Annotated in this window: 10 protein-coding genes and 1 tRNA gene; 4 read left to right on the top strand and 7 right to left on the bottom strand. The window is 66.0% G+C overall.

The annotated features are described in order from the left end of the window. Positions 1–110: 110 nt before the first annotated feature. From ACXAG6_RS19135 to ACXAG6_RS19145, 3 genes are all read right to left on the bottom strand, one after another. On the bottom strand, positions 111–2282 hold the full coding sequence (locus ACXAG6_RS19135) for an esterase-like activity of phytase family protein (protein WP_475339499.1): 2172 nt from the start codon (positions 2280–2282) through the stop codon (positions 111–113). Between the two features lie 147 nt (positions 2283–2429). After that, positions 2430–3473 (bottom strand): serine protease, encoded by a 1044-nt coding sequence (locus ACXAG6_RS19140; RefSeq protein WP_475339500.1) that lies wholly within the window; start codon positions 3471–3473, stop codon positions 2430–2432. Positions 3474–3490: 17 nt separating this feature from the next. Then, positions 3491–5464: a caspase family protein gene (locus ACXAG6_RS19145; RefSeq protein WP_475339502.1), complete on the bottom strand. Its 1974-nt coding sequence runs from the start codon at positions 5462–5464 to the stop codon at positions 3491–3493. 103 nt (positions 5465–5567) lie between these two features. Between ACXAG6_RS19145 and mnmH the strand changes: the two genes are divergently transcribed. After that, complete coding sequence (gene mnmH, locus ACXAG6_RS19150) at positions 5568–6614, top strand: tRNA 2-selenouridine(34) synthase MnmH (protein ID WP_475339522.1); 1047 nt, start codon at positions 5568–5570, stop codon at positions 6612–6614. A 69-nt stretch (positions 6615–6683) separates the two neighbouring features. On the opposite strand, the gene selD is transcribed toward mnmH, so the two are convergent. Further along, positions 6684–8840 (bottom strand): selenide, water dikinase SelD, encoded by a 2157-nt coding sequence (gene selD / locus ACXAG6_RS19155; RefSeq protein WP_475339503.1) that lies wholly within the window; start codon positions 8838–8840, stop codon positions 6684–6686. A 197-nt stretch (positions 8841–9037) separates the two neighbouring features. Here selD and ACXAG6_RS19160 point away from each other — a divergent pair. Continuing rightward, positions 9038–9114, top strand: a tRNA-Met gene (locus ACXAG6_RS19160). Positions 9115–9171: 57 nt separating this feature from the next. Here ACXAG6_RS19160 and ACXAG6_RS19165 read toward each other — a convergent pair. From ACXAG6_RS19165 to ACXAG6_RS19175, 3 genes are all read right to left on the bottom strand, one after another. Further along, on the bottom strand, positions 9172–10086 hold the full coding sequence (locus tag ACXAG6_RS19165) for a tyrosine-type recombinase/integrase (RefSeq protein ID WP_475339504.1): 915 nt from the start codon (positions 10084–10086) through the stop codon (positions 9172–9174). 126 nt (positions 10087–10212) lie between these two features. Beyond that, positions 10213–10428 (bottom strand): hypothetical protein, encoded by a 216-nt coding sequence (locus ACXAG6_RS19170; protein ID WP_475339506.1) that lies wholly within the window; start codon positions 10426–10428, stop codon positions 10213–10215. A 311-nt stretch (positions 10429–10739) separates the two neighbouring features. Continuing rightward, positions 10740–11771, bottom strand: a complete 1032-nt coding sequence (locus ACXAG6_RS19175; RefSeq protein ID WP_475339507.1) for a LacI family DNA-binding transcriptional regulator — start codon at positions 11769–11771, stop codon at positions 10740–10742. A 175-nt stretch (positions 11772–11946) separates the two neighbouring features. Between ACXAG6_RS19175 and ACXAG6_RS19180 the strand changes: the two genes are divergently transcribed. Then, the gene (locus ACXAG6_RS19180) at positions 11947–12888 is read left to right on the top strand and encodes a dihydrodipicolinate synthase family protein (RefSeq protein ID WP_475339509.1); all 942 of its coding nucleotides are present in this window, start codon (positions 11947–11949) and stop codon (positions 12886–12888) included. A 59-nt stretch (positions 12889–12947) separates the two neighbouring features. Next, the gene (locus ACXAG6_RS19185) at positions 12948–13949 is read left to right on the top strand and encodes a TAXI family TRAP transporter solute-binding subunit (protein WP_475339510.1); all 1002 of its coding nucleotides are present in this window, start codon (positions 12948–12950) and stop codon (positions 13947–13949) included. The last annotated feature ends 102 nt before the right edge of the window (positions 13950–14051 follow it).

A 14051-nucleotide genomic window follows, 5' to 3' on the forward strand; every position in this document is an offset into this window, starting at 1 on the left:
GAGACAATGACTTGGCTGCAACAGCTCCGAACGGGCACTTCCCCCGGAATGAAAAACCCCGGCGCGGCGAGCCGCACCGGGGCGCTTTGTTAAAAAGGCTTGGGGTAAATTCAGTAGCCGGTGCCGAGCTGGCCCACGGTGAAGAACATGGTTTCGCCGGAGTGGTCATCGACGCCGTCGTTATCGGTGCTCACCCAGGCTGTGCCATCGGAGAAGATCGCCAGGCCTTCGACCTTGTCGAGCACGTAGCCGCCGCCTGCCTTGAGGTCGGGCAGCAGGTCACGCACGTCTTCCTTGGTCACCAGCGGCAGGTCGCCACCCAGCGGGGCGGGCTGCATCTGGTCGAGCGACACGCGGGTGATTTTCTTGGTCACGGCGCGGTCGTCATGCTGGTTGTCACGCTCCACGAGGTAGACGTGATCGCCATGCGCCACGATCTCGGAGAGGCCTACCCAGCCGGTGGCGGGCTCTTCCTTGGTGTAGCGTACCGCGCCCCATTCGCCGCTCTCGGGGTTGTAGGCCACGAGCTTGACGGTGTTCTTGGGATCATCGGCCCATTCGCGTTGCACGGCCATCCAGAGGGTGCCGTTGACGAGGGTGATGCCCTCGAAGCCGAAGCGCTTTTCCACCGCCATCAGTTCGGCGGGCAGGCCCACTTCTTCTTCGATCTCTCCTTGCGCGTTCACGTGGTAGAGCGCGTGGGGGATGACCCGGTCGGTGCGGCCCTCGGACGCGAACCAGAAGCCGCCCTGCCCGTCCAGCGTGATGCCTTCAAGGTCGAGCTTTTGCGCGGGGTGGCCTGCGCGGGTGATGTCGATGGCCTCGACGATGCGGGCGGGCTTGCTGCTCACGTCAATCTTGAAGATGCGCGGCTGGTAGCCATAGAAGCTGTCGGACACCGCCCAAACGGTGCTTTCGCCCTCGGCCACCATGCCCGAGATCGCGCCCCAGCCGGTGAGCTCTTCCATGCCTTCGGAGGTGAGCTGCGGATAGGCCGCCTCGCCCTCAGCGTATTCGAAGAGCATGACATGCGCGCGCGCGCCGCCATCTTCGATCAGGTCGCTCTCGTTGGCCGAAACCAGCAGGTTGCGCTCAGGGATGGTGACATAGCCCTCGGGGCCGACACCGGAGGGCAGGAGCTGGGTGAGCACCGGGTTGGCCGGGTCGGTGGCGTCGTAGACACCCACGATGGAGCCACGCTCGGAGCCGACGAAGATCATCGGTGTGCCGCCGAACTCGCCAAAGGTGACCGACTCGGGCTCAACGCCCTTCGCGTCAGAGCGCTTGTCAGGGTAGTGGCCGATCTGGACGAGGGCATGCTCGAAGCTGGTGCCGCTCTCGTAAACCACGGTGCCGTCCTTGGAAAAGATCGTCCAGCCGCGCGAGCCGCCTTCGTAGTCGCCCTCGTTGGCGGTGGCGAAGTGCTGATCGTCGATCCATTTCACCGCATCGGGCTCGCGCTTGCGGCCCTGCTGGCTCTCGGTGAAGAGCAGCGCACCGCGCTCGTCGGTGGCGTCGATGCCCTCAAGGTCCACCGCACCGGCGGAGAAGTGGGAGGCCACGGTGCCATCAGCGCCGATGACGGCGATGTGGTTGTTCTCCTGCATGGTCACGACGATCTCGCCCAGCGCGTTGATGTCGACGAACTCGGGCTCAGGGTCATCGCCGCCAACCTCGGCGAGGCCGGTCATCTCGATCTTTTGCAGGCTATCGCAATCGAGTGCGCCATCGGTGAGGGCGATTTTCACCACGAAGCCGGCGGGCATTTGCGGCAGGGCGCCATCGTTCAGGTCTTCGTCGCGCTCGTTTTCGATCGCCACGGCGATGAATGAGCCATCGGGGGCCTTGGCAACCGAGTCCGGCTGGCCGCCGAGGTCACAGCTGGCCAGCTCTTCGCCGGAGGTCACGTCAATCGCGGCAAGACGGCCGGATGGGGCGGTGTAGCTCTCGGAGGTGTTGATGCCGGTGAAGGCGGTGGAGCCCAGCACGGCAACGGCGGTGGGCTCACCATCCAGCGCGATGTTGCCCAGCGGCGCGGGCGCGGCGGGGTCGGTGATGTCGATCCGGCCCAGCACGCCAAGCGGGCTGTCGGTGTAGACCAGCGTCATGCCGTCGGCGGTGACGTCGATGATTTCGGCGGAGGTTTCGCGGGCGCGGTCCTCGCCCTCGGCCATGTTGGAGGCAACCGGGAAGGAAGCGATACGGTTGAAGACCTGTTCAGCCTGCGCGGCGCCGGTGACGGCAGCAAGCGCGAGGGCCGATGTGAGAAGCGTGCGGTGCATGGGAGTCCCCTGTTTGTTATGCGGGGAGAGATGCGCCCGGTTGGTGACGTTTAGGTAACGCGCGAGTGACAGTCGGATGAAGAGCGGGCAAAGCAAAGGGCGGCGCGGGGTCCCCCGGCCGCCCTGCCTGTTTCGCTTCGTTGCCGCTTACGGGTTGGCGGCGATGATGCCGTTCAGCCATTCAAGGTAGTTGGCGGTGCGGGTATAGGCCGAGAACTTGGCCTGCTCGTTGCAGCTTTTGCCGCCCTCACCGGAGAGGCCCCAGCTGACAACCCCGGCCTGAATGTAGAGGCCCTCGTCATTCACCTTCACCACCAGCGGGCCGCCGCTGTCGCCGGAGCAGGCGGTTTTGCCGCCCTCATAGGTGCCCGAGCAGATCATGTTTTCGGAGATCGGGATAGGCGCGCGGCTGACAAGCTCTTCCCATGCGCCCTGCGCATCTTCCGGCGTGAGGCCAAAGGTTTTGGCGGCGAAGACAAAGCCCTTGGCGGCCACTTCGGCGCGGGCCTCCATCAGCGCCTGGTTGCAGGCGTCACGGGGCAGCATCTGGATGTCGGCCTGGCGCATATCCTGCGGGTGGTCGCCGCCGTCGATCAGGCCCCAGCCGGTGACGGTGGTGGTGACGCCGGGCTGCTCCAGCAGGTCGCCCAGTTCGGCATCGGGGATCTGGATGGTCTTGTAGGGCACCTGCGGCGCGCGGGAGAGCTTGAGCAGGGCGATGTCATTGTCGAACACGCCGCCGATGTAGCCCGGAAAGCGGTAGAGCGCGGCCACGTCGATCAGGTCACCCTGCCCTTCGGCGATGGTGTTGGTGCCCGCAAGCACCTGAATCGCGGCGGGGTTGATATCCCGATACTGGCCCTCAGGGTCCAGCATGTGCACGCAATGGGCCGCCGTCAGCACCCACTGGTCCAGCACCAGCGAGCCGCCGCAGAAATGGGCCTCGGGCGTAACGCCCTTACCCTTGATCATCAGCGCCACCTGCCAAGGCCATGCGCCCTCGGCGGCGACTTCACCGCCGATCACCCGGCTGCCCGAGTCCTCGCTGGCCTTCTCTTCCATGTGCTTGGCCTTCTCGCCGCTTTCTGCCCACGCGAAGGGCGAGGCGCTGCCGTCTGCCGAGAAATCCTGTGCCGTGGCGGTGCCGAGGCCAAGCCCCGCGAGCGCCACGAGTACCGCTGCAAATTTCATGTCCGTTCTTCCTTCCTTCAATCGTCCTTGGGTGTGATGCGCACCGGGATCCGCGTTACGGTAAGCGGGGCCGGTGCACTCGAAAAGCTGAAATTCCGTGAGGCCTCGCCAGGCGGGGCGGCGGCGGCCTCGATGAACTGTTCCATCGGGTTGCCCGCGCCCCGGCTCTGCCCGTCATTGGCAAGGCCGGTGAGCGCGGTTCGGGGTGCGCCGTCTTCCGCCGGGGTGACAAGCACGATGATCTCCTCCAGCGCCACGCCCTCGCCCTCGTTCACCATCAGCATCCCCACCGGCACCGTCTCGTTGAAGTTGAGCCGGTTGGAGGTGCCAGAGCCCGGGAAGATGGCGGTGATGGTGAAGCTCTTGTCGCGGTAGAGCACGGTGACGTCTTGCGCCTTGCTTGAGGTGTTGCGGATGTGGAGCCAGAGTTGGGCGCAATGGGGCACGGTCTCTGGCGCGGGGCGGATCGGCGTGCCGGTTTCCCCCTCGCAGGTGGCGGGGATCATCTCGGCCTCGACCTTCACCGGGGGGCCGGAGATGGTGAAGCCTTTCTTGGCCCCCGCCTCGGCTTGGGTCAGCGCGGATTCGAGCCGCTGGACCTGCGCGAGGCGGGGGAGGGCTTCGGCGAGGTCGCGCGCGGAGAAGCGCGGGGAAGAGCCGGGGCCGCCCGGATCGAGCACGCCATCGGGGCCCGTGATTGCCAGCTTGCCGCCCGTCAGCACAAGCGCACGGTCGGGTTGCGGGGCGTTCCATGTGACGCCATCGACGAGGCCCTCGGCCTGAAGGCGGGTGAGTTCGGCGGTGATTTCGGTGTAGTCTTCGCCGTCGGCCACCACGGGGGCGGAAAGGCGCAGGGGCGTGGCCTCTGCTGGCGCGAGGGAGGTGACTTCGGCGTATCTTGCGCCCTCTGGCACGGCGGAGAGCGTGGCTTCCAGGGGGGTAAGGCTGGTGATCGTCGCCGTGCCCAGCGCCGCGCCGCCTGCGGCTGCGGCGTAGAAGGTGACTTCGCTGCCCTCGGTGAGGCCCGAGAGGCTGCCTGCCTTCAGCTGGCCCTCCACCCGCATCCGCGCCCCCGCCTCAGCCCCACCGAACACCGGGGCAGACATGATAGACCCTTCGCCATCAGGGGTTTGGGTGGCGGTGGCCGTCTCTTTGCGCATCCCGTCCATCGTAGCGGCGAGCAGCTGATCCCATGTCAGATCGGGGGTGGAGGCCATGACGGTGGTGAGGACGCGGGTGAACTCGCCATACCAGTTGGCCGGATCGTCCGGGTCGCCATGGGGGTATTCAAAGCTGCGCTGGTCGGATTGGGAGGAATAGAGGAAAGCAAAGTCGCCCTGGAGCGCGGGGGCTGGCCGCGCATCGGCGGCTTCCATCGCCTCGGGGATGCCCAGCAGCGTCGGCTCGATATAGCGGGCCGCGCCCTTGGAGGGCATGGCGCGAAAGCCGGTGGCGGCGTGGCAGGCGTCGAGCACGGCGACGAGGGCGGCACCGTCGGCCATGATCGCCTCGGCGGCGGCGCGCAACTCGTCATCGAGGATCGCGTTTTCGACAGCGCCAACGCTGCCCTTCCAATCCTTTGCATCGGATGGGAGCAGGATTTCGTCATAGCCGCCCTGATCATCTCCATCGAGGTCGGGCGCTTGCGAGCCGTGGCCGGAGAAGTAGAAAAACACGGTATCGCCCTCGCCCGTGGCCTCTGCGGCCTCGGCCAGCCCGGCGAGGATCGCCTCGCGGCGGGGCACACCCACAACCACGCCCTCAGGCAGAAGATCGGGGGCGGTGGTGAGCACGGTGATATCTTCAGGAGCCACCCCGCGCGACATCAGCGTGCGGGCCATCAGCGCGACATCGTTGACGGGGCCGCGCAGGTCTGCGTCGAGGTATTCGTAATCCCCCACCCCGATCAGAAGGGCGCGGGTTTCGGCCGCTGCGGGGGCGGCGAGGGCCAGCGCGGTGAGCGCGGCAAGGGGGAGGTGCCGTGGCGTCATGGGGGCGATACTATTGGGGAAATCGCCCCGGGCAAGGCTCTGCAGTGTTTGTGACGGCAATTGACACGCTTCCATGCGCCGCGCGGCTGCGGTAACCCGGCACATGGCCTTTACCCTGCCCGATCCGCTCTCTGGCGCCCCCCTGCCCTTCGACACGGTGATCGACGTGCGCTCGCCCTCGGAATACGCCGAGGACCATGTGCCCGGCGCGATCTCGCTGCCGGTGTTCTCTGACGAAGAGCGGGCGAAGGTGGGCACGATCTATGTGCAGGATTCGCCATTTCTGGCCCGCAAGGTGGGCGCGGCGATTTTGGCGCGCAACGCGGCGGCGCATCTGGAGGGGCCGCTGGCTGACAAGGACGGCGGGTGGAAGCCGCTGGTTTACTGCTGGCGCGGCGGGCAGCGCAGCGGCGGGTTTGCCACCATCCTCGGCCAGATCGGCTGGCGGGTCGACAAGGTGGAGGGCGGCTACCAGAGCTACCGGCGGGCGGTGGTGAAGGCGCTCTACGAGGGTGAACTGCCGCACCGGGTGGTGCTGCTGGATGGTAACACCGGCACCGCGAAGACCGACCTGCTGCACAGGGTCGCGGCGCGCGGCGGGCAGGTGCTGGACCTTGAAGGGCTGGCCAACCATCGCGGCTCGCTTCTGGGCAACATGGGGCCGCAACCGGCGCAGAAGGGCTTTGAGAGTGCGCTGGTGCAGGCGCTGACAGGGCTGGACCCGGCGCGCCCCGTGCTGGTGGAGGCCGAAAGCTCGAAGGTGGGCGAGCGGCTGGTGCCCCCGGCGCTCTGGAAGCAGATGCTGGCCGCGCCACGCATCGCCCTCCACGCCGCGCTGCAGGACCGCGCCCGTTACCTCGCTCGCGTTTACGACGACTTGGCCACCGACCCGGCTCAACTGAACGGCCTCCTCTCCCAGCTCATCCGACTGCATGGCCACGAGCGGATCGAAAGCTGGCAAGCGATGGCCGAGGCGGGCGATGTGGTGACGCTGGCGGGCGAGCTGTGCCTGCATCATTACGACCCGCGCTATGCCAAATCGCGCCGCTCCGACAGGCCGGAAACCCCGCTGGAGATTACGCTGGATGAAGACGGGCTGGAGCGCGCCGCCGACCGGATCATGGCGCAACTGGCTGCATTTTCTTGCTGAAAATACTCATCGAATCTCTTCTGGTGGAACCGCAGATGCGAGCCCCCCGCCAGGCATTCATGGCGGCACCTACTGAACCCGCAGAAAGGGCACCCCGGCCATGACCTGCCCAATACGGGCGGCCGGGTAGCCGAGGGCGTGCAGCTCTTCCAGCAGCTTCGCGGCGCGGCCCGGAGGGACGGCGGCGAGCAGGCCGCCGGCGGTTTGCGGATCAAACAGCAGGTCTGCCTCGGGGGGCGCGGGGGCGGGCAGACCGAGCCGGGCGGCCACGGCGGCGCGGTTCTCGTCCCAGAGGGTAGATCGGATGCCCTGCGCGGCGAGTTCGGCGGCGCCGGGCAGCAGGGGGATGGTGGAGAGCTTCAGCGAGGCGGCCACGCCGCTGGCCTCGCAGATCGCCAGCAAATGTCCGGCAAGGCCGAAGCCTGTTACGTCTGTCATGGCATGGGCCGTGGCCAGCAGCTTTGCCGCATCGCCCTGAGGGCGGGCCATGGAGGCGAGCGCGGCGGCCACCCAAGCCGCCCGCCCCGGCCCGCGCATATCGGCGGCCAGAACGGTGCCGGTGCCCAGCGGCTTGGTGAGAATCAGCGCATCGCCCACCTGCGCGTTCTCCAGCCCCACCGGAAACTCCGTGCGCAGGCCCGTCACGGTGAACCCCAGCTGCACCTCCGCGCCCATCGACGAATGCCCGCCCACCAGCTCTGCCCCCTCGGCGCGGAAGATGGTGGAGGCGGCGGCGAGCACCTCGCGCATGGAACGGGCCTGCATTTCGGGCGCCATGCGCGGCAGGGTGACAGAAGCCAGCGCCGCCTGCGGGCGTGCGCCCATGGCCCAGACATCGCCAAGTGCATGAACGGCGGCGATGCGGGCCATCAGCGCGAGATCTTCGGTGAAGCCGCGCAGGTGATCGGTGGTGATGACCTGATAGTCGCTGTCCATCGCGAGGATGGCCGCATCGTCACCGGGCAGGCTCACCACGTCATCCCGCTCCGGCGCGGGCAGCTCGGCCAGCGCGGCTTTCAGCGCGTTGGGGGCAATCTTGGCCCCGCACCCGGCGCAGAGCATGGGCTCGCTCTCGTCGCCTTCAGGCTCCATCGACGGGAAGCTGGTGAACTTCTCCATGAAGCTGCGGTCGATAAAGTCTTTCACCCGCCAGACCCACGGCCCCGAGGCGATGAGGCCAAGCTTTTCGCCCAGTGCCGCCTTCTCACCCAGCGAGATCAGCTTGAGGTAGTCATGCTGCGGGCGGAAGGGTTTGAGCCGGGTTTCACCGCGCAGGCTGCGGCGCAGGTTTTCCTCCAGCACCGGCGCGGCGCGCACGGCGTAGACGCCGGCCTTGGGGCGCGGATCGGGCTCGAAATGGGCACAATCTCCGACGGCGAAGATGGCTGGATCGGTGGTGCTGCGCAGGTCGGGGCCGACCCGCAGGAAGCCCTCGTGATGAGCCAGCCCGGTTTCGGCGAGCCAGTCGTGGGGCCGTGCGCCCCCCGCGCCGATGGTGAAATCGGCGGGCAGGCTACGGCCATCTTCAAGGGCGACGGCCTCGGCCTCGATCCGGGCCACGCGGGCCTGCTCCAACAGGGTGATGCCGGAGGCGCGCAGGGTTTCAAACAGCCGCGCCCGCGCCCCGCCGCCCAGCGCCGCAAGCGCCCTGCCCGCATCGACGAGGGTAACAGACGGGCTGTGGCCTAGCGCGGCCAGCCGGTGGCGGGCGGCCATGGCCAACTCAACCCCAGCCACCCCCGCGCCGATCACCACCACCCGGGCCGCCCCCGGCGCGGCCACGAAACGCGCCCACCGCGCGGCAAAATCATCAAGCGGCTTGGCGGGGCAGGCGTGCTCGGCAAAGCCCGGAAGCGCAGGCATATCGGAGGTGACGCCCACGTCGAGCGCGGCGATATCGTAGCCGACCAGCCGGCGGGTGCCTTCGGCTGTCTCAACGGTGATCTCGCGGGCCTCGCGGTCGATCGCGGTGGCGCGCCCGTCGATCAGCCGGGCCCCGGCGAAGCGGGCAAGGCGGTGCAGGTCGATCTGCAAGGCCTCGATCGGGTAATGCCCGGCGATATGGCCCGGCAGCATCCCGGAATAAGGCGCGGTGGTGCCGGGGTTGATCAGCGTCAGCCGCGCACCCTGAAGCGGGGCCATGCCGAGGCGGCGAAGCACCAGCGCATGAGCGTGGCCGCCACCGACAAGCACGATGTCTTTCGTCAGGCTAGGGGCGGCTTGCACAGGGGCTGTCTCCAGTGGTGTCGGCAGCAGGATAGCGGCCCGAAGCCCGCGGGAAAATGGCGGTTAACCGATGGATGCCGGGTGATGCGTGATTGATGGAGGGGCAGGCACCGCATTGTTGCCGAAATAGCCACAGTTTCCACTGGATTTCCCCCTTGACGCCCCGCCGCCCGGCCACTACATCGGCCCTCGCTTTTGGCGGAGTAGCTCAGTTGGTTAGAGCAGCGGAATCATAATCCGCGTGTCGGGGGTTCAAGTCCCTCCTCCGCTACCAAGCATTTCCTGACAGTTCGTGATGTTGCGCCCCGAGCAGGGTGAGCCGTTTGGGCGTTCATTTGGGAAAACCTGTTCCGGTTTCGTGCGCTTCGCGCTTGCGGATCGCAGATAGTGCGAGCTTTGCATCTCGGCTCAGGTAGTGCGCGTCGAGGATCGTCTCAACCTGCTTGAGGCTGTGGCCGGTGATCGTGGCGATCTCCGGCGTGGTGCATCCGGCGAGAGCGAGGCGGGTGACCGCGGTGCCGCGGAGGTCGTGAAAGGTGAGCCCTTCCACCCCCGCTGCCTTGCAAGCCGTCCGCCACGATGCCCGGAAGCCTGACTCTGTCCACGCGGTATTGCGCACGGTGGTGAGGATCGTCACCGCTGTCTTTTCGGTGCCGTTCAGTGCCTCAAGGAGCGGCTTCCCGACCGGGATAGTGACCCTCACGCCGGTCTTGCTTTGTTTGAGGCGGATGCACTCGCCATCGAACGCCGACCACGTGAGACGCAACAGATCGCCTTGGCGCTGCCCTGTCCAAAGCGCGAGCAGGAAGGCGAGATGGAGGTGGGGTGGAGCCGCCTGCATGAAGCGCGCTTCATCTTCCTGTTTCCATACGCTCTCCACGCGACGCGAGCTATACGTGCGGCCTGGGCGCTCACACGGGTTGCTGGGCACGAGGCCGCGATCCTGTGCCCAGGAGAGAACCAGAGCGAGCACAGAGTAGGTGTAGTCGGCCTGCCGGCGAGAGGTGGTAGCCAGAGCGTCTCTCCACGTGAGGAACTCTCCCCTCGTCCGCCGATCCGTTAGTGCGGCGATAGGAAAGGTCCCATACTCGGCTTCGATGCGACGAAGGTGCTTCTCGTAGTCGCGCTTCGTCCGGGACGCGAGCTCTTCGAAACGCCGTGATGTGCGGTAGGCATTCAAAACGGCGGCCAGCGTTCCGGACGGAGTGTCCAACTTGGCATCGATCGCCTTCTGATAGGCAGCCATGAACTCCGGGTCGCCAGGAGCGCCGGGCAGACGAGGCCCACCCTTCCATGCGTAGTAGTAGGTCCGATAGGTCCCGTCGGCGAGCTTGGACCTGACGGTGTTGAGCCCTTTTCAGCCGGACGCGCATTAGTGCCTCTCACTCTGACTGCGCTGTGCTTTCCAGAGGTCGAACTCGCTTTCGGGGCTCGCCTGGGGTCCGTCTCCGATCCGCTGCGAGGTATCGACGAATATCGCGCCTTGAGGGGTGATGGTCACGCCGAACACGGTCAACCCTGCGTTCAGGGTGGCCTTGATAGCGCGCTGCAGATCGCTCTGTGTAAACTTGGTCTTGGCCCGAGGCATCTCAGTCTCCTGATTATGCCTACGTTATAGACAGGGGCCTGTTGGCTTGCGTGTAACAAAGATCACATGAGCGTGATAAGTGGCGCGGGTGACAATAAGCCCGACCTCACTGAAGCGCTGATCATGGGGTTCCCGTGCGAGACTTAGCTAAGCGTTGCGGCCGGTTTAACTAGCCTTCACCGTCGGCAGGCCGCTTGATACGTCGGGTCCTGAAGGCCGCATTGGCTTCGCCAAGGCTATGAAGTGGATGGTTGGTTTCGTGGACAAGTTTGATGAACACTCGGGGGCGGACGAGATGTTGTCCGGGGCCCTTAACCTCTCTCTGGCACACGTGCAGTTGATCTTCGGGGAATAAGTGTTGGGGTTGCTACTGCATTGAATCCGCTCGGCACCTCTTCACTCAACATCCTCAAAGCCGAAGCAGCGATCTGGTCGAAGGGGACGCGGACGGAGGTCAGGGGTGTCGGTAGCCGACTGACAATTGGAATGTCGTTGTAACCTACCAGCGATACGTCGTCCGGCACGGAAAGCCCTGCCTTTCCGATCGCCGAGAGGGCGCCGATAGCGGTGTTGTCGTTGACCGCGAAGATGGCGGTCGGGCGGTCTTTCAGCGCCAGTAGGGCGTTGGCCACCGCTTCGCCAGATTCAATACTGAAGGAGGATGGCGCGACCAGTTCGGGAGCGATCTTCATCCCGGCCTCTTCCATCGCCTTACGATATCCTTCCACGCGCCCCAGTGCGCTCGTGGCGTAGCTTGGGCCCGTGATGAGGCCGATGCGGCGGTGGCCCAGATCGAGTAGGTGGCGTGTGGCGAGGTAGCCGCCGAGCCTGTCGTCGCTTATCGATGCCGGGCTTGAGCCGTTGTGGCGCAGCGCCAAGACGACTGGCACGCCGCGCTCGCGAAGCTCGTCAGTGAAATGATCGTCGGTGCGGGCCGTTGCCAGAATCAGCCCGTCGACCCCGCGCCGTATCAGTGCCTCAGCGGCGGCTCGGCCTGCATCGGGATTGTCGTCGGTGGTGGCCACGATGGTGAACTGACCGTTCTGCGCGGCCGCCTTGGCCAGCGCTTCGTAGAGCATGGCCATGACCGTGTCAGTGAGGCGCGGAACGATGACCCCAATCTGTCCTGTGGAGCCGCGGCGTAGGCTCGCCGCAGAGAGGTCACGCACGTAGCCAAGCCTTTGTGCAACCTCGCGAACCCGCCGCGCCTTGGGAGAGTCGGACTGCGGCAAGCGCTCGTCGAGCATGCGCGAGACGGTCGATTTGGACACGCCCGCTTCGCGCGCCACGTCGTGGAGCGTGACACGAAGCTTGGAACGGTTTGCGGGCACTTCGGTATCCACGGGCGATGATCCTTGATCGGCAAAATGTGGTCTGCCTGCAAACTACCACTTGACTCGTCACGCTGGCAATGCATTTTTGGGAACGTTCCCGCAAACGTTCCCAATCTGGCGAAACGGGTTGGCTAGGGAACGTTGGATTAGACACAGACACACCACCCCGGAGGAGACTTCCGACATGCAACCCATGGATCTTCGCGGCTTGAACCCCGCTCCCGTGACCGCCTTCAACCGCGACGGCTCGCTCGACATCGATGCCAACGTGCGCATTGCCAAGTGGCTGGCGAGCTTCGACGAGGTGAAGTCACTCGTCATTCTCGGCCATGCCGGTGAGGGCACCTTTCTGACCACCGACGAGCGGCTGGAGCTGATCCGCGCCTACAAGGACGCAGTCGACATTCCGATCATCGCGGGCATCACCGGCGAGGGCACCAAGGTGGCGGCCGAGGAGGCGAAGCGCTCGCTCGATGCCGGTGCGACCGGCGCGCTGGTGTATCCCAACCACGGCTGGCTTCGCTTCGGCTTTCAGAAGGGTGCGCCGCAGGATCGCTACAAGGCGATCTACGAGGAGGGCGGGCTTCAGACCATCCTGTTCCAGTATCCGGCTGCCACCAAGGCCAACTACGACCTCGACACCCAGCTCGAGATCGCGGCCCAAGAGGGTTGCGTTGCCACCAAGAACGGCGTGCGCGACATGAAGCGCTGGTATGTCGAGATCCCGGCGCTGAAGGAGGCCCAGCCCGACCTGCAGGTGCTGTCGTGCCATGATGAGTGGCTGCTGCCGACCATGTTCGACGTGGACGGCCTTCTGGTGGGCTACGGCAACATCGCGCCCGAGCTGCTGATCGACCTGATCCACGCTGGCAAGGCGCAGGACTACACCGCCGCCCGCGAGATCTTCGAGCGGCTGCTGCCGGTGACCCAGGCGGTCTATCACCGCGGGTCGCACATGGAGGGCACCGTGGCCCTGAAGATCGGCCTTCGCCATCGCGGCCTGCTCGATCACGCCACCATCCGCGAGCCGCTGAAAGACCTCGGCGCCGCTGCCGAGCGCGAGATCGAGGCCGCCTTCGAGGCTGCCGGGATCGGCCGTGTCGATCTGGCCATCGCGGCCGAGTGATCCAAGCAATTTGCCCCCGGCCCGCGCCGGGGGCATCCTGAACCCAAGGGAGGACCAACATGAAACACGCAATTTTGCCGCGCCTGCGCACAGCCGTCACCGCTGCCGCCGTTGCGGCCATCACCGCCACATCCGTCGCCGCGCAGGAGGTGCGTATCGGGGCCATGCGCGAGGGCTCGTCGTGGTATGTCTTTGCCGCCACGCTGGAGCAGATCATCGAGCCGATCATCGGTGACAACTCCGTAGAGGTGATCGCCCGGGGCGGCGGTGTCGCCAACCCGATGGTGGTGCAGGGCGGCAAGGCCGAGATCGCCCTGTCGAACGTGGCTTCCGCCGTCTGGGCGAAGAACGGCGACGACGTTTACAAAGGCATGGCCGCGCCCGACATCCGCGCACTCGTCGGCGGCTTGAACGACGTTTACGTGGGCGTGCTGGCCAGCAAGGCCTTCACCGACAAGATGGGCACCACTGACCTTTCAGAAATTTTCGATTCGGGTGAGCCGGTGCGCGTGCTGATGAAGCCGGTTGGCTCGTCCGCGGTTCCGGTGGCAGAGATGATATTCGAAGGACTCGGCACCTCGGCCGATCAGATCAAGGCCAATGGCGGCGATATCATCCAGGTCGATACCGGCCAGATCGCCGACCAGATGCGCAACGGCAATGCCGATGTCTACATCGACACAATGATCAAGGGGCATCCTACGATCACCGAGGTCGCGCTGACCAACGAGGTGGTGTTTCTCGACATCCCCGCTCCGGCGATGGACCTGCTGGCGCAGAACGGCCTGACGCCGGGCAGCTATGGCCCGGAATGGTATAAGGGCCAGACCGCGGCCACCTCGGGCGCCAATCTTGGCACCGTGCTGATCGCCAATGCCGCGCTCGACGAGGAGACAGCCTATCAGATCACCAAGGCGATCATCGAGAACGCCGAGGCACTGAAGGCCTCCCACGGCGCATGGTCGCGGTTCGACCCGGCCAAGGCGATGCTGCCCGAGAACACCGGCATCGAGCTGCACCCCGGCGCGATCCGCTACTTCAAGGAGGCCGGCCTGCTGTAAGGCCGCGCCCGCGCCGCCGCTCTTTTCGGGTGCGCGGGACCCCACCTCGACAACCCTTTTTTTCCCCAAGGAGGAAACCCTTGAGAGGTTGGCCCTAAGGGG

Source organism: Vannielia sp. ABF1_015, from assembly GCF_056160745.1.